This is a genomic window from Aeromonas sp. R4-3, assembly GCF_040908275.1.
GTDB classification, from domain to species: Bacteria; Pseudomonadota; Gammaproteobacteria; order Enterobacterales; family Aeromonadaceae; genus Aeromonas; species Aeromonas rivipollensis.
The window spans coordinates 78,526-93,718 of the sequence record NZ_JBFODK010000028.1 but is presented as its reverse complement, the minus strand read 5'-3'; the positions used below and the strand labels follow the sequence as shown (position 1 = coordinate 93,718).

13 protein-coding genes are annotated in these 15,193 nt (G+C 58.5%); 5 read left to right on the top strand and 8 right to left on the bottom strand.

Translation table 11 applies throughout. The features are described from left to right. Window positions 1-46: 46 nt before the first annotated feature. On the bottom strand, window positions 47-928 hold the full coding sequence (tsf, locus tag AB5Y91_RS08610; protein WP_025327916.1) for a translation elongation factor Ts: 882 nt from the start codon (window positions 926-928) through the stop codon (window positions 47-49). A 104-nt stretch (window positions 929-1,032) separates the two neighbouring features. Then, window positions 1,033-1,761 carry a 30S ribosomal protein S2 gene (gene rpsB / locus AB5Y91_RS08605; RefSeq protein WP_025327917.1) on the bottom strand — a complete coding sequence of 243 codons (729 nt, stop codon included), beginning with the start codon at window positions 1,759-1,761 and terminating at the stop codon, window positions 1,033-1,035. A 359-nt stretch (window positions 1,762-2,120) separates the two neighbouring features. Between rpsB and map the strand changes: the two genes are divergently transcribed. The 4 genes from map to AB5Y91_RS08585 all read left to right on the top strand — a co-directional run bounded on the left by map (window position 2,121) and on the right by AB5Y91_RS08585 (window position 7,167). Then, complete coding sequence (gene map, locus AB5Y91_RS08600) at window positions 2,121-2,909, top strand: type I methionyl aminopeptidase (RefSeq protein ID WP_368169551.1); 789 nt, start codon at window positions 2,121-2,123, stop codon at window positions 2,907-2,909. An 85-nt stretch (window positions 2,910-2,994) separates the two neighbouring features. Continuing rightward, entirely contained in the window at window positions 2,995-5,652 is a 2,658-nt protein-coding gene (gene glnD / locus AB5Y91_RS08595) for a bifunctional uridylyltransferase/uridylyl-removing protein GlnD (protein ID WP_368169550.1), read from the top strand. A gap of 176 nt (window positions 5,653-5,828) precedes the next feature. Continuing rightward, on the top strand, window positions 5,829-6,656 hold the full coding sequence (gene dapD / locus AB5Y91_RS08590; RefSeq protein WP_005330795.1) for a 2,3,4,5-tetrahydropyridine-2,6-dicarboxylate N-succinyltransferase: 828 nt from the start codon (window positions 5,829-5,831) through the stop codon (window positions 6,654-6,656). Between the two features lie 127 nt (window positions 6,657-6,783). Then, window positions 6,784-7,167 (top strand): DUF3461 family protein, encoded by a 384-nt coding sequence (locus tag AB5Y91_RS08585; protein ID WP_005330793.1) that lies wholly within the window; start codon window positions 6,784-6,786, stop codon window positions 7,165-7,167. 168 nt (window positions 7,168-7,335) lie between these two features. On the opposite strand, the gene ptsG is transcribed toward AB5Y91_RS08585, so the two are convergent. From ptsG to AB5Y91_RS08555, 6 genes are all read right to left on the bottom strand, one after another. Then, window positions 7,336-8,766: a PTS glucose transporter subunit IIBC gene (ptsG, locus tag AB5Y91_RS08580; RefSeq protein ID WP_005330791.1), complete on the bottom strand. Its 1,431-nt coding sequence runs from the start codon at window positions 8,764-8,766 to the stop codon at window positions 7,336-7,338. Between the two features lie 428 nt (window positions 8,767-9,194). Continuing rightward, the gene (locus AB5Y91_RS08575) at window positions 9,195-10,169 is read right to left on the bottom strand and encodes a MalM family protein (protein ID WP_368169549.1); all 975 of its coding nucleotides are present in this window, start codon (window positions 10,167-10,169) and stop codon (window positions 9,195-9,197) included. Window positions 10,170-10,259: 90 nt separating this feature from the next. Further along, window positions 10,260-11,597, bottom strand: a complete 1,338-nt coding sequence (locus tag AB5Y91_RS08570; protein WP_111909922.1) for a maltoporin — start codon at window positions 11,595-11,597, stop codon at window positions 10,260-10,262. 519 nt (window positions 11,598-12,116) lie between these two features. Further along, a complete protein-coding gene (locus AB5Y91_RS08565) occupies window positions 12,117-12,557 on the bottom strand; it encodes a flavodoxin (protein WP_106886067.1) in 441 nt (146 codons plus the stop codon). A 185-nt stretch (window positions 12,558-12,742) separates the two neighbouring features. Beyond that, on the bottom strand, window positions 12,743-13,489 hold the full coding sequence (gene truC, locus AB5Y91_RS08560) for a tRNA pseudouridine(65) synthase TruC (RefSeq protein WP_139745750.1): 747 nt from the start codon (window positions 13,487-13,489) through the stop codon (window positions 12,743-12,745). Between the two features lie 58 nt (window positions 13,490-13,547). Continuing rightward, window positions 13,548-13,883, bottom strand: coding sequence for a YqcC family protein (locus AB5Y91_RS08555; RefSeq protein ID WP_025327927.1), 336 nt, complete (start codon window positions 13,881-13,883; stop codon window positions 13,548-13,550). Between the two features lie 212 nt (window positions 13,884-14,095). On the opposite strand from AB5Y91_RS08555, the gene AB5Y91_RS08550 reads away from it, so the two are divergent. Beyond that, window positions 14,096-15,124: a DUF3549 family protein gene (locus AB5Y91_RS08550; protein WP_163147691.1), complete on the top strand. Its 1,029-nt coding sequence runs from the start codon at window positions 14,096-14,098 to the stop codon at window positions 15,122-15,124. Window positions 15,125-15,193 lie beyond the last annotated feature (69 nt).

The window sequence follows — 15,193 nt, the reverse complement described above, 5'->3', positions numbered from 1 at the left end:
ACCGCGACATAAGTCGCGGTCTGGGGAAACGGAAAAACCGGTTCGATTAGGCCTTCTGAGCGGCCGCGATCTGGGCTGCAACTTCAGCCGCGAAATCGGTCTCTTGCTTCTCGATGCCTTCGCCCACTTCGAAACGGGTGAAGGAAACAACGTCAGCGCCTTCTTTCTTCAGCAGCTCAGCCACAGTGATGGACGGGTCCTTCACGAAGGGTTGACCAGTCAGGGAAACCTCACCAGTGAACTTCTTCATGCGGCCTTCAACCATCTTCTCGGCGATGTCTTTCGGCTTGCCGGAGTTGATGGCGATGTCGATCTGAATTTCGCGCTCTTTGGCAACGACTTCAGCAGACACGTCTTCAGGCTTGACGAACTGCGGGCTGTTGGCAGCGACGTGCATGGCCAGATCTTTGGCCAGGTCGGCAGTACCGCCGGTCAGCTTGGTGATAACACCGATACGGGAACCGTGTACGTAGGTACCCAGGTTGTCACCTTCAACCAGCATCACGCGACGCAGGTTCATGTTCTCACCGATCTTGGCGATCAGGTTGGTGATGGTCAGCTCGACGGACTCACCGTTACCGAAATCGGCGGCCTTCAGGGCGTCGATGTCAGCAATTTTCTGGGTCGCGGCGATGTCGGCGATCTTCTGGCCCATGGCCATGAAGCTGGCGTCTTTGGCGACGAAGTCGGTTTCGCTGTTCAGCTCGATCATGGCGGCAATGTTGCCTTCGGTACGGGCGAAGATCACGCCTTCAGCGGCGATACGGCCCGCTTTCTTGGCGGCCTTGGCCTGACCGGATTTGCGCATGTTCTCGATTGCCAGCTCGATGTCACCAGCGGCTTCTTCCAGCGCTTTTTTGCAATCCATCATGCCAGCGGCAGTGCGCTCGCGCAGTTCTTTTACCAGGGCGGCAGTAACGTTAGCCATGTCCAGTATCCTCGGTCTTGAATTGACAAGAAACAGGGGCCACAAGGGCCCCTGCTAACCAATTACATCAGCTTGGTTAATAAGGGCTTTACAGTCCTTATCAATTACTCAGCTTCAACGAAGCCATCTTGTTCGGCTTGAACAACGATGTCCTGAGCGCGAGCTTCCAGTACGGTGTCAGCAGCAGCATTCAGGTACAGCTGTACGGCACGGATAGCGTCGTCGTTACCCGGGATGACATAGTCAACGCCGTCCGGGTTGGAGTTGGTATCAACGATGGAAACTACCGGGATACCCAGGTTATTGGCTTCTTTGATAGCGATGTGCTCGTGGTCGGCATCGACAACGAACAGAACGTCAGGCAGGCCGCCCATGTTCTTGATACCACCCAGGCTCTTCTCCAGCTTGTCCATTTCGCGAGTACGCATCAGCGCCTCTTTCTTGGTCAGCTTGTCGAAGGTACCGTCTTGGCTCTGGGTTTCCAGATCTTTCAGGCGCTTGATGGACTGACGAACGGTTTTCCAGTTGGTCAGCATGCCGCCCAGCCAGCGGTGGTTAACATAGAACTGGTCGCAACGCTCAGCGGCTTCTTTTACGGCTTCAGACGCGGCACGCTTGGTACCTACAAACAGGACCTTGCCCTTCTTGGCAGCTACGGAGCTGATGAAGTTCATGGCATCGTCAAACATCGGAACGGTTTTTTCCAAGTTGATGATGTGAACCTTGCTGCGGGCGCCGAAGATGTAGGACTTCATTTTCGGGTTCCAGTAACGAGTCTGGTGACCGAAGTGAACGCCGGCTTGCAGCATGTCGCGCATAGAAACTTTAGCCATTTTATACCTCTGTATTGGGGTTAGGCCTCCACACATCCCATGTAACCGACCCCAAAGGGGCACCCCGGTACAGGTGTCGATGTGTGTGTGTTATTGATTAAGGGTGATGGCATGAGGACACAAGTTCCCCATTCCGGCGCGCTTTATACCATAACTTTGGTCAGGACACCACCAGATGGACCGCTAAAAATGGATCCCGGCGGGGGCTGCGACCGCTGGATGACGTTGCGATGACGATCACACTGGAAGTAAACGGGGGTTGGGGATAAAATTTTGCCCTGATTGCAAACGCATCTATTTTTCATTACCTGATTGTTGGGCATCGGCAGGATGCGCAGTCGGGCCCCAAGAGAGATCCCATGTCCATTAAAATCAAGACACCGGAAGAGATTGAAAAGATGCGCATTGCCGGCCAGCTGGCCGCCGATGTGCTGGTCATGATCGCCCCCCATGTCAAGGCTGGCGTCACCACAGACGAGCTGAACACCCTGTGCCACAACCATATCGTCGAGATACAGCAGGCCATTCCCGCGCCGCTCAACTATCACGGCTTCCCCAAGTCCATCTGCACCTCGGTCAATGATGTGATCTGCCACGGCATCCCCAATCACAAGAAGCTGCGGGAAGGGGACATCATCAACCTGGACATCACCGTCATCAAGGATGGCTACCACGGCGATACCTCCGCCATGTTCATCGTGGGCCAGACCACCCCCCTGCGTCGCCAGCTGTGCAAGGTGGCGCAAGAGAGCCTGTACGCCGCCATCAAGCAGGTGCGTCCCGGCATGTGCATCACAGAGATAGGCGCCGTGATCCAGCCCATCGTCGAGCAGGCCGGTTTCTCTGTGGTACGTGACTACTGCGGCCACGGCATCGGCAGCGAGTTCCACGAAGAGCCGCAGATCCTGCACTACCGCAACGGCGGCAAGCTGGAACTCAAACCGGGCATGTGCTTCACCATAGAGCCCATGGTCAACAGCAAGAAGTACCACTGCCGCATCAATCCCAAGGATGGCTGGACCGTCACCACCAAGGACGGCGGCGACTCCGCCCAGTGGGAACACACCCTGCTGGTCACCGAGGATGGCTGCGAGGTGCTCACCCTGCGCCCCGACGACACTATCGACCGCGTCATCAAACACAGCTAACATCGAACCCCGGCCCTGACCTCAAAGCGCCGGGGTTTTTACTGCCCGTTCCAGCCGTTTGCCTGCCACTTGTGTGTGAGATGCCATGGATGCCAGTCTGCTTTCCCCCCACCTGTTACCCGACGACCAGCTCACCCGTGACAACTGCAAGGAGTATCTGAGCCGCTTCCTTGTCTGGCTGCACGAGCGCTTCGATGCCGGCGACAACATCATCGAACTGGTGGCCACCCGCTCCGAATACATGGATGCGCTGCTGACAAGGCTCTGGCACAAGTTCGGCTTCGACAAGACCAGCCTGACCCTGATCGCGGTGGGCGGCTATGGCCGGGGCGAACTGCACCCCCACTCCGACATCGACCTGCTCATCCTCTATGAAGGGGACGAGCTGGACGAGGTGCTGGGGCTGCGCATCGGCGAGTTCATCACCTTGCTGTGGGATCTCAAGCTCGAGGTCGGGCAATCGGTGCGCAACGTGAGCGAGTGCATCGAGCAGGGCCGCAACGATATCACTGTCGCCACCAACCTCATTGAGGCGCGCTACATCACAGGGCGCCAGGCGGGGTTCGAGCAGTTGCAGGCCGCCACCCAGCCCCAGCACTTCTGGCCGAGCGAGTCCTTCTTTCGTGCCAAGCGCGAAGAGCAGAGCCTGCGCCATCAGCAGTTTCTCGGCACCGCCTACAAGCTGGAACCCGATCTCAAGAGCAATCCCGGCGGCCTTCGGGACATCCAGACCCTGGCCTGGGTCGCCCGCCGCCACTTCGGCGCTACCACACTGTTCGAGATGACCAGCCACGGTTTTCTCAACCGGGCCGAGTACCGCGAGCTGCTCGACTGCCAGAACTTCCTGTGGAAGGTGCGTTTCGCTCTGCACATGGCCATCAACAAGGGGGACAACCGCCTTTTGTTCGATCGCCAGCGCACCGTGGCCCAGATGCTGGGGTTCGAGGGGGAAGGCAACGGCCCGGTCGAGCAGATGATGAAGCGTTTCTATCAGACGGTCAGACGGGTGGCCGAGCTCAACGAGATGCTGCTGCAGCTCTTTGACGAGGCCATCCTCGGCAACACCGCCATGGATGTGCGCCGCATCAGCGACGAGTTCCAGCTCCGTGGCCGCCTCATCGATGCGGTGGATTCCGAGCTGTTTGGCCGCGACCCCGCCGCCATACTGCGGCTCTTCTACCAGATAGCCCAGCACCCGGACATCGCCGGCATCCACTCCGCCACCCTGCGCCAGCTGCGGGAGGCCAGACGCACCCTCAGCTGCTGGCTGCAGGACTTGCCCGAATGCCGTCGTCTGTTCATGGCGCTGCTGCGCCACCCCAACGGCATCGGCCAGCCCCTCACTCTTATGCATAAGTACGGGATCCTCGCGGCCTATCTGCCCCAGTGGAACCTCATCGTCGGCCAGATGCAGTTCGACATGTTCCACGCTTACACGGTGGATGAGCATACCCATCGCCTGCTCCAGAACATCCATCGCTTCCCCAACACGGCCAGCCGCCAGACCCACCCGCTCTGCCACGAGGTGTTCACCCAGTTGCGCAAGCCGGAGTTGCTCAGCATCGCCGCCCTGTTCCACGACATCGCCAAGGGACGGCGGGGGGATCACTCCGAGCTCGGCGCCGTCGATGCGCTGGAGTTCTGCCAGTTGCACGGGCTGGATCGCTACGAGAGCCGCCTGGTGGCCTGGCTGGTGCGCCATCACCTGCTGATGTCGGTCACCGCCCAGCGCCGCGACATCTACGATCCCGAGGTGGTTACCGACTTCGCCCACAAGGTGCGCGACGAACTGCACCTGGATCTGCTCTATTGCCTGACCGTGGCCGATATCTGCGCCACCAACGACACCCTGTGGAACGACTGGAAAGGTACCCTGCTGCGGGAGCTCTACTTCGCCACCCAGAAGGCGCTGCGCCAGGGGCTGGAAAACCCGCCGGACATGCGCCTCAAGATCCGCGAGAACCAGCGTCAGGCCAGGCAGATCCTGGCCCAGCGCGAGGTGCCCGAGGAAGCAGTCAACGCCCTCTGGAACGACTTCAAGGCCGACTATTTCCTGCGCCACAGCCCGGAGCAGATCGCCTGGCATTGCCGCAAGATCATCGCGCACGGCGACAACCCAGCCCCCCTGGTGCTCATCGGCAAGCACCCCATCCGGGGCGGCAGCGAGGTGTTCATCTATTGCCGCGACACCCCGAATCTGTTCGCCACTGTGGCCTCGGCGCTGGATCAGAAGAATCTCAACATCCACGACGCCCAGATCATGAATTCGCGCAACGACTATGTGCTGGACACCTTCATCGTGCTCGAGCCCAATGGCGAACCCATCAGCCCCAACCGCACCGCCACCATCAAGAAGGCGCTGGAGAAGGCGCTGCAGGAGCCGGGCAAGCTGGTGCTGCGCAACAAGCCCCTGTCACGGCGCCACCGCCAGTTCAGCGTGCCGACCCGGGTGGTCTTCCTGCCCCGCACTTCACCCACGAAGGGGGAGAGCCGCCACACTCTGCTGGAGCTGACAGCCCTGGATACCCCGGGCCTGCTGGCCCGCATCGGTGCCGTCTTCCAGCAGTGCGGCATCGAATTACATGCCGCCAAGATCACCACCATAGGCGAGCGGGTAGAAGACTTCTTCAGCCTCACCACCCTCGAAGGCGAGCCGCTGAACCAGGCCGAACAGCAGGCGCTGGAGGAGCGACTGGTCAATCAGCTCAACCCGCAGGAGCAGGGGGACGAGGAGGGGCGATAAGACCCGGGAAAGGCTTCACAAGACGCCGTTTATCGTTCTGATTTATCAATCAGAACAAGTGGTTGGGCCACTCAAGTACAATAAACCGCCTTTCTTTTGAAGAAATCGGCCAGAGCCCTTAAAAACGATTGGAAAAGTGTGATACAACAAACAGAATTTTTTAAAGGAAACCTGTCATGACCCAGTTGCAACAGACCATCGAAGCGGCCTTCGAGCGCCGTGATTCCATCACCCCCGGCTCCGTCGATGCCGCCACCAAGGCCGCCATCCTGGAGGCCATCGATCTGCTGGACTCCGGCAAGGCCCGGGTCGCCGAGAAGATTGCCGGTGAGTGGGTCGTCCACCAGTGGCTGAAGAAGGCCGTGCTGCTCTACTTCCGCATCAATGACAACGGCATCATCAAGGGCGACGACGCCCAGTACTACGACAAGGTTCCTCTCAAGTTCTCCGACTACACCGCCGAGCAGTTCAAGGCGGCAGGCGTGCGCGTGGTGCCGCCGGCCACCGCTCGCAAGGGCTCCTTCATCGCCCCCAATACTGTGCTGATGCCCTCCTATGTCAACATCGGCGCCTTCGTCGATGAAGGCACCATGGTCGATACCTGGGCCACAGTGGGCTCCTGCGCCCAGATCGGCAAGAACGTGCACCTCTCCGGCGGCGTCGGCATAGGTGGCGTACTGGAGCCGCTGCAGGCCAACCCGACCATCATTGAGGACAACTGCTTCATCGGTGCCCGTTCAGAAGTGGTTGAAGGGGTGATAGTCGAGGAAGGTTCCGTTATCTCCATGGGCGTCTTCATCGGTCAGTCCACCCGCATCTATGACCGCGAAACCGGCGAGATCCACTATGGTCGCGTGCCGGCCGGTTCAGTGGTGGTCTCCGGCTCCCTGCCCTCCAAGTGCGGCAAGTACAGCCTGTATGCCGCCGTCATCGTCAAGAAGGTGGATGCCAAGACCCGTGCCAAGGTCGGCATCAACGCCCTGCTGCGTTCCATCGACGAGTGATCGACCAGCCATCATGGTAAAAGGGGCCTTTTGGGCCCCTTTTGATTTTGGCGATCCTGTCACAGGCAAGCCACTGTGACTCGGTTAAGATAGATGGGTCAGGATCGTTTCAAACCGAGGAAGCCCGATGTACGAGAATCTGAAGAGCCTGGGGATCCAGGAGCCCACCTCAGTGGACAGCTATACCCTACGCCAGGAAGCCAACCACGACATCCTCAAGATCTATTTCAAGAAGCAGAAGGGAGAGTTCTTCGCCAAGAGCGTCAAATTCAAGTATCCCCGTCAGCGCAAGACCATGCTGATAGACTCGGGCACCCATGAGTACAAGGATGTCACCGAGATCAACGCCAACCTCAAGTACGTGGTGGATGAGCTGGATAACCTGACCCAGGGCGTACACGTCGAGATCGATCAGGACATCAAGCAGAAAATCCTGCGCGACCTGCGTCATCTGGAAAAAGTGGTGCAGAACAAGATAAGCGAGATAGAGCGGGACCTGGAAAAACTCTAGGCAGTTTCCCACCCTGTACAAGGCGCCATCAGGCGCCTTTTTTAATGCCGATGCACAGGGAGATGCCAACGCACTCCCCCCGGGTCTGCTCAACGGGCTGACAAGCGCCCAGCAAAAAGGGAGGCTTGCGCCTCCCTTTTCAAGAACTCTGATATTCAGGCAACAGGATTAGTTGCTCTTCATCCAGATGTCCATGTCGGTTTTCAGGTTGTCGGACTTGGTACCGAAGATGGCCTGTACACCGGAGCCAGCAACCACCACACCGGCGGCGCCCAGCTTCTTCAGACCAGCCTGGTCAACCTTGGCCACATCCTTCACGCCGACACGCAGACGGGTGATGCAGGCATCCAGGGAGGCGATGTTCTCTTTACCACCGAAGGCAGACACCAGGGCAGCAGACATCTCGTCTTTGCTTTGACCAACTGTCTCTTCGGCAGCTTCGTCTTCGCGACCCGGGGTTTTCAGGTTCATGGCACGGATCACCACGGTGAAGACCACGTAGTAGATGACGGCGTAGACCAGACCCAGACCGACCAGCAGCAGCATGTTGTCGGCACGGGGCGATTGCACCACGAAGTCGATGAAGCCGTTGGAGAAGGTGTGACCGTGTACGACACCCAGGGAGTTGGTCAGGACGTAAGCCAGACCGGCCAGCAAGGCATGAATCGCATACAGTACCGGTGCCACGAACAGGAAGGAGAATTCGATAGGCTCGGTGATACCGGTCAGGAAGGAGGTCAGGGCAGCGGAGGCCATGATACCAACAATCTTGGCGCGGTTTTCCGGCTTGGCAGCGTGAGCGATGGCAAACGCAGCAGCAGGCAGACCGAACATCTTGAACAGGTAACCACCGGCCAGTTGACCGAAGCCGTTACCGGCAGCGCGAGAAGCGTCATCAGCAGTCAGGAAGCAGGTCATGATGCCGTGTACGGTTTCGCCAGCGGCGTTGACACAGGTACCCGCCTGATAGAAGAAGGGGACGTTCCAGATGTGGTGCAGACCGAACGGGATCAGGGAGCGCTCGACCACGCCGTAGATACCGAAGGCCAGTACCGGGTTCTGGTTGGCAGCCCAGTCGGAGAAGGCACCGATGGCACCACCGATCGGCGGCCAGATGAAGGAGAGCACAACACCCAGGCCGATGGAGACGAAGCCGGTGATGATGGGCACGGCACGCTTACCGGCGAAGAAGCCAAGGTACTCGGGCAGCTGGATCTTGTAGAAACGGTTGAACGCCCAGGCAGCGACACCACCGGCGAGGATACCCCCCAGCACACCGGTATCTATGCTCTCGACACCCATCACAGGTGCCATGACCTTCAGGGTCGCGACCATGATGCCGTAGCCGACGATGGCAGACAGACCGGATACACCGTCGTTATTGGTAAAGCCAAGTGCCACGCCGACGGCGAACAGCAGGGCCATCTGGCCAAACACTGAACCACCGGCCTGCTCCATCAGCTGGGAGACAATTTCCGGCAACCAGCTGAAGTGAGCAGCGCCCACCCCCAGCAGAATACCTGCAACGGGCAAGACCGATACGGGCAGCATCAGCGCCTTACCGACCTTTTGCAGATTAGAGAAAGCATTTTTTAACATGTGTGCGCTCCTGAATGGATTTTTTCCGTCAACGACTCAGTGCAGCTATAGATGACGACCTTCTTCATCTGACGTTGTACTGGATGCGTTTCCCGGGTTGCTTATTTTGACCAACAGAATATAACCCAGCAGCTTTTAAAATGCCTGCACCGCACCCAAGGGAATAATAAATTTGGAGGAGAGATCACAAGATAATTAAATAAGGGGAAGTGAGGGAATCTTGAATATTATTTCGTATTGTTATAGTCACGCGGCAAAAAGAAAAGAATCACTTCAAAATAAATCACAGAGAAACGATATAATACCAAAGGAAACTTATTGTAACCCAATGTAACGCATTGATGTTTTATATTATCCAGTCTACCGATTAAAAAGGCCTCCAACAAGGGAGGCCTGAAATAAATATTAGTCTACATATATTCAGTCATTCAGTTTTTTTGTGAACGCTTCACCGCATCAATAAAGACAGATTTCGCCTTGGTTGAACCGGCACGCTCGGCTTCACTCACGAGCTGCATCGCCTTGTCGATGTCCCCGGCCTTGACCGCTTTCTCGATCTGGCTGTTGTAGAAGGTCTCGGTCTCGCTCAGCATGGCGGGGGGCGGTGTGCTGGGGGTCGCGGCAACAGCGGCAGTAGTCGCCGCCGTCGCAGCCACGGCCGTCGTGGCCGGCTTGGCCTGACTCATCGCGACCTTGTCCGAATACTCGGGCTTGAACACGGCTTCCAGGCCCTGCCCCTTGGCCATGTCGACGACCTCGAGTTGCAGCAGGCCCCAGGGGGAATGTGGGATGACGGGATCCTTGATATCCGGCTCGACAGTGCCATTGGCACGGGCAAACGCCTTGGCGGGATGCAATATGGTGGTGCTGCCGGACAGCTCGTCGGCCGGGGCATAGATCACCATGTAGGTTTCGGTCGCGGGATTGCCCGGCATGCTGCGGTCCACGAACACCTTGCCTTCGATCCTGTCATTGTCGAGCAGGTGGGCTGGCTGATACGTGAAGACAGATTCACCCAGCACGCGGGTTACCTTGAACTGGGCATCCAGCATGATCACCTTGGGCACGAGTACCGTCTTGCTCACCTGGGAGGCCAGGGTGATGGCCAGATTGCCGGTATTGGCCGGCAGACGATAGGCGGCAAAATAGCTCATCCCCTCGTCAAACTGATAGCTGGGTTGCTTGCCATCCAGGGTCAGCAGCGTGTCCCCCTCCGGCAGGGAGACATAATTGAATTCGTTGAATGCCTTGCAGCAGCTCGTCGTCTGAGCGAGCACCTGCTTGGCTTGGTCGGCATTGCTCAGGATGGAGGCGTGCTCTTGCACGGGCACTACCATGCTACCGGAACAACCGGCCAACAGCGCGGTAACCACGGCCGCGATAGACATCTTTACCAGTTTCATTCTTCTTATCTCCATAACCCGGTTGCCAAATCCTGCTAAACAAAACTGCCCCCATCAGGGGGCAGTGACTAACTTAACTGAAGATATTGCTTACCACCAGGCTTCTGCCTGGACGCCAACTTGCCAGGTGTCATCGGAGGTGCCACTTTCGAAGCTGTTCTTGCTACCGGAGCCATCAGCTTCGGTATCAGCCAGATAGGAAGCGAACACACGGATTTCCGGACGGGCCCAGAAGCTGGAACCGGCAGACCAGGCCTGCGCCAGGGTCAGCTTGTAACCGCCATCCTTGTCGCTGCCACCACTGGTGTAGCTGGTCTTGTCCTTGAAGATACCGCCTTCAAAGATGGTCTTGTTGAAGTCATCCCACTTGTACATAGGACGGACAACGGCGGAGAAGGTTTGAGTCTCGTCGTGGCCACTCCACATCTCGTTGCCTACACCGTAGACCAGCTGGTGACCCATCTCCCAGGAGTTACCCATCGGGATGACGCCCCAGTTGATGATACGGTAGCCGTCGGCACCGCTTTTCGCTTCGGCACCGTACCAGGAGCCGTCACCGTAGTAGGCCATGGCCTTGGAGTAGCCTTCGGTACCGTACTGCAGCACGGTCTTGTTGAAGCCACCAAAGATGCCCTGGGTCAGTTCGGCAGTCAGCATGACGCCGTTCTTCATGTTGTCGTTTTTCAGATCTTTCTGGGCTTCGGTCTCATTGACCAGAGCATACATGGCGCCCACTTCCAGGGAGCCGTCTTGCCACAGCGGGATGCCAGCATAACGCGCATCCAGGGTATTGACGTTCAGATCTTCGTTCTTCTGATAAGTCGGATCACCGTTGGCATCTACACCGGTCTGGGTGTACTGACCGAACACATCGGCCGCGCTGCGGTCGTTGCGAACCCAGGCGAAGGAGACCTTGCCAGGACCAGCCTGGATGCCTTCGATACCGGCGCCGGCACCGGAGATGTTCCAGTAGTAGAAGTCAGAGATGTGGATGTCGTGACGTTGGTAGTAACGCTTACCGGCCCAGAGGGTGGCTTCCGGTGCAAAGCCCAGCAGGCCCTTGGCTTGTACGTTGAACTGACGCAGTGCGAAATCGGAGTCGCCGTTGCACTGTTTGGCGTCGAAGTTACAGACGGTACCGGTGCCTTCCCAGTCATTGGAACCGTTGGATGCCATGGCAAACATGGAATCTACATAGAAAGTCTTGCCATCTTTGTTGAAGACTTCCTGACCCAGTTGCACTTCGCCGTAGGTATCATTTTCGTTACCCAGACGGCCAACCTTGTTGACGTTGTATTTAACCATGTCCCCGTCACCGGAAACACCAACACCTGAACGGAAGTAGCCGTGGAAATCAACGGCGAAGGCGGCTTGAGAAGCCAGGGCAGCGGTTACTGCTGCTGCAATCGGGAGCCACTTTGCTTTCATTTTCATTTTCCTTATTCCCGCTGGGAGTGTGATCCTGATATTCAAGTTCTTATCACTGAAAAACGTTTCAGCGATAACCGGGGTCGATTATATGTAGCCAATTTCGCGACAAACATGAGCTGATTCACAAAACGGTGACAAATCGCGCGCCCCCACCCCAGAGGACGCATATCAAGATAAAAAAAGCAAAAATAAGCAATAAAACACCAACAATCACCCACAAAAAGAAAAACAACGCCAAAGAAAGCGCTTTCAACTATTAATTTGCGATGAAGATTAAGTGAATAATCAGTCGCGCCGTGACGAAAACATGATTGAAATCGCTTTCAGTGCGGAACTTTTAATTTTCTGATGTGTCGCCGTTCTGATGAATATGGGTCTGAGGAATCCGATCTGGCGGGGGAAAATAACCGGATAAAGTGCGGGATATATTTCAAGAAAGGTTAAGTGAGTCCCAAAATAACACTCCCCCGTCAGCACGCTCACGGGGGAGAAATTTAAAATACGAAGGCAATCCGGCTAGAGTCTATTTTCCCAGCTTTTCAACCAGGCCAGCGCCGCGACCTCAGGCTCATCTTCCAGTGTCGCGTCTATCTCAAGGTGCGGTACCAGGGCGTCGGCGGCCAGCTCCTGCAGCAGTTCATCGAGCCTGCGTCCGGCCCCGCAGAAGTGTTCATAGCTGCTGTCCCCCATGGCGATGAGGGCATAACGCCATCCCTTCATATAAGGAGCGCGATCGGCCAGGGCCGTGGCGAAGGGTTGCAGATTGGGAGGAATATCCCCCTGCCCCGTGGTGGCACTGACGATCAGCAAGAAGCGGGATGGGTCTATGTCAGTCAGCTCGGCTTCATCGAAGAGCTGGCAGACATGCCCCTGGGCTTGCAGGTGATCCCGCAGTGTCTCGGCCACCAGCATGGCCGAGCCATAGACGGTGCCGACCAGGATATCGATGTCGGCCATCAGCGACTCCTCGAACGAAGGAGAGGGCCCGACTCTGGCATCATGCCCGGAGTCTTGGCCCCGGACAGGGTCTGGGTGCGCGGGGTTGCTGGCGGGGTATCTCGTTGAGTCATAAGTGGTTCCTCTGACGGGCGTGGCCTACAGCATGCCACAGCCCGGTCAGAGGCCACAAATCATGACGGGTATCAGGCGCCGTAGTCGCTCTCGCTGGCGGGCCATCCCAGCCTGGCGAACAAGCCCAGCACTTCCGGGCCGAGTGGCGCCTGGATCCGCATCGGCACCTTGAGCACCGGGTGCTCGAAGCTCAAGCGGTGGGCGACCAGCAGCAGCCGCTCGCAACCATAGTGCTCGCGAAAGAAGCGATTATGCCGACCATCACCATGGGTGGTGTCACCGACTATGGGGTGGAACAGGTGATCCAGATGACGACGCAGCTGATGCTTGCGGCCCGTCTTGGGGAAGAGCCGAACCAGACTGTAGCGGCTGGTAGGATGCTTCTTGGAGACGGCGTGGGGCAGCTCGACCTGATGCAGACGACGGAACGTCGTCACCGCCTCCTGGGCGGGGCGATCGGGGCTGCTCATGGCGTCGGCTATCTTGTCCAGCTGCTCCTTGAGGGGATAGTCGATCAGCCCCTGCTCGGGGGCCCAGCCCCGCACCAGCGCCAGGTACTCCTTGTGTACCCGACGGGCGGCAAACGCCTCTGTCAGGGTCCGGGCCACGGCGGGATCGAGGGCAAACAGCAACACCCCTGAGGTGGGCCTGTCGAGCCGGTGCACGGGGTAGACATGACGCCCCCCGATAAGATCCCGGGTCATCTGCATGGCGAAACGGGTCTCGGCCTTGTCGAGCCAGCTGCGATGCACCAGCAGGCCCGACGGCTTGTTGACCGCCACCAGCCACTCATCCTGGTAGAGCAGGGTCAGTTTCATGCCGCCACCCGGGTATCACCAATGAAGCGCGCCGCGGCCAGGGCAGGCAGGGGATTGATCATTGCTCCACCACTTTTCCGGTCAGCAGCAGATCGAAACGACCGATGAGGCGCAGCAGCCCGGCCACCTCGGCCAGCTCGTCCTTGTAGGCTTCGCTCGCCATGGGATAGAGGGATACGCTGGTGGGCAGCGGCGCCTGCAGCAGCACCAGTTGCTCCATGCGCGGTATCAGCACGAACTGCAACCATTGATCGAAGCTCAGGGTATCGACGCAAAACGGCAGCTCGCTCGCCAGCGCCTCGGCCCCCGGATGTTCGGCTTGCCAGCGTTCGAGGCGTTGCAACTCGGCGGTGAGTTCACCCAGCAGACCGGCGACCAGCAAATATTGATTCATCTCGTCCTCTTCCTCGTCTCGACGATCATCCCGCTGCCAGAGGGCAGGGATCCCGTCTTCTTTAAACACGCGTGCCAAAAAGGGGCGTTACTATACACCGCCCCCGGGGTGGCTGCCATGCTGCCATCACTTTCATGGCCCGCACCTGCACCACTGGCTATCTGATGCAGCCTCCTTATAATCGCCCGCATCACATTTAGCCGGATGCCTTCATGTCTGCCATCAATACCCTGACCGAATTCCTGACCCAGGCCGAGACCCAGTTCCAGCTGTTCGACATGGGCCGCCAGGTGCGCCCGCTGGCGAGCGATCTCTTCGTTCGCATCGAACAGCAGCAGGAGCCCTACCCCTGGCCACTGCAACAGCATGCCTGGCTCGGCGTGCACTTCTTCCAGCCAGCCGAATCCAGGCACTACCTCTGGTTCCTCAAGTTTGCCCTCGACGAGCATGGCCTGCTCATCGCCAGCGGCCCCAAGCACTTCATGGATCAGGTGGTCGAGACCCTGGGCTACAAGCTCACCGGCGATCTGGACGAGGAGAAGGCGCAGCGACTGGCCGACAATCCCTACACCTTCCGGCCGGCCGAGGCCAAGATGGCCAGCCTGCATGCCAAGCTGGCCCGTCAGCTGGAGCAGGCGCCTTCCGCCTACTACGAGGCCCTCTGCCACTACCTGGCGGCACCGGGGGAAGAGGGGTGGCAGGCCCTGGGGCTGCAAGGCTTCGCCGATCTGGCGGAGCGGCTGCAGGATGAACGCAATCTGGCCCTGGTGTGCAAGGCGCTGCCAAGGCTGCCTCAGGAGCCGCTCTACGCCCTGTGCCAGAGCCTGGAAAACGCCCCCCTTCCCCCGGCGCTGCAAGGTGCCCTGCTCGAGCGCATCGGCAAGGAGCAGGAGTGCGCCGACCCCAGTGCCGAGACCCTGGCCTACCTGTGCCGGGCACTGGCCTCCTGCTCAGGCAATGCCTTGCGCAGCAACAAGCTGCTGACCCTGCTGCACACCCGGCCGAGCCCGGCCCTGCTGCTCGCCATCGCAGGCCGTCTCTGGCCCGATCTGAAAAACCCCGAACTGCTCGGACTGTTTCTGGAGCAGCTCGCCCTGCAGCCCACCCAGTTCTTCAATCAGGTCTTTGCCGAGCTGGTGACACTGCCCGCCCTGCGCAATGATATGCTGGCAAGACTGCGTGACCCCGAGCGCAGCGAGGCCCTCGGCCAGGCCATAGGCCGACTGTTCGCCTCGGTATAACCACTCTAGGCGGGGCTGTGCTTTCCCGGGGAAGCACAGCCCAGGCCATACATCACAGAAGGAAACCGC

Coding starts and splice junctions, on each gene's coding strand:
- AB5Y91_RS08575 (WP_368169549.1), bottom strand. CDS start 10,169: ATGAAACTGGTAAAGATGTCTATCGCGGCCGTGGTTACCGCGCTGTTG.
- AB5Y91_RS08550 (WP_163147691.1), top strand. CDS start 14,096: ATGTCTGCCATCAATACCCTGACCGAATTCCTGACCCAGGCCGAGACC.
- rpsB (WP_025327917.1), bottom strand. CDS start 1,761: ATGGCTAAAGTTTCTATGCGCGACATGCTGCAAGCCGGCGTTCACTTC.
- glnD (WP_368169550.1), top strand. CDS start 2,995: ATGGATGCCAGTCTGCTTTCCCCCCACCTGTTACCCGACGACCAGCTC.
- AB5Y91_RS08585 (WP_005330793.1), top strand. CDS start 6,784: ATGTACGAGAATCTGAAGAGCCTGGGGATCCAGGAGCCCACCTCAGTG.
- map (WP_368169551.1), top strand. CDS start 2,121: ATGTCCATTAAAATCAAGACACCGGAAGAGATTGAAAAGATGCGCATT.
- truC (WP_139745750.1), bottom strand. CDS start 13,489: ATGAAACTGACCCTGCTCTACCAGGATGAGTGGCTGGTGGCGGTCAAC.
- AB5Y91_RS08555 (WP_025327927.1), bottom strand. CDS start 13,883: ATGAATCAATATTTGCTGGTCGCCGGTCTGCTGGGTGAACTCACCGCC.
- dapD (WP_005330795.1), top strand. CDS start 5,829: ATGACCCAGTTGCAACAGACCATCGAAGCGGCCTTCGAGCGCCGTGAT.
- AB5Y91_RS08570 (WP_111909922.1), bottom strand. CDS start 11,597: ATGAAAGCAAAGTGGCTCCCGATTGCAGCAGCAGTAACCGCTGCCCTG.
- tsf (WP_025327916.1), bottom strand. CDS start 928: ATGGCTAACGTTACTGCCGCCCTGGTAAAAGAACTGCGCGAGCGCACT.
- AB5Y91_RS08565 (WP_106886067.1), bottom strand. CDS start 12,557: ATGGCCGACATCGATATCCTGGTCGGCACCGTCTATGGCTCGGCCATG.
- ptsG (WP_005330791.1), bottom strand. CDS start 8,766: ATGTTAAAAAATGCTTTCTCTAATCTGCAAAAGGTCGGTAAGGCGCTG.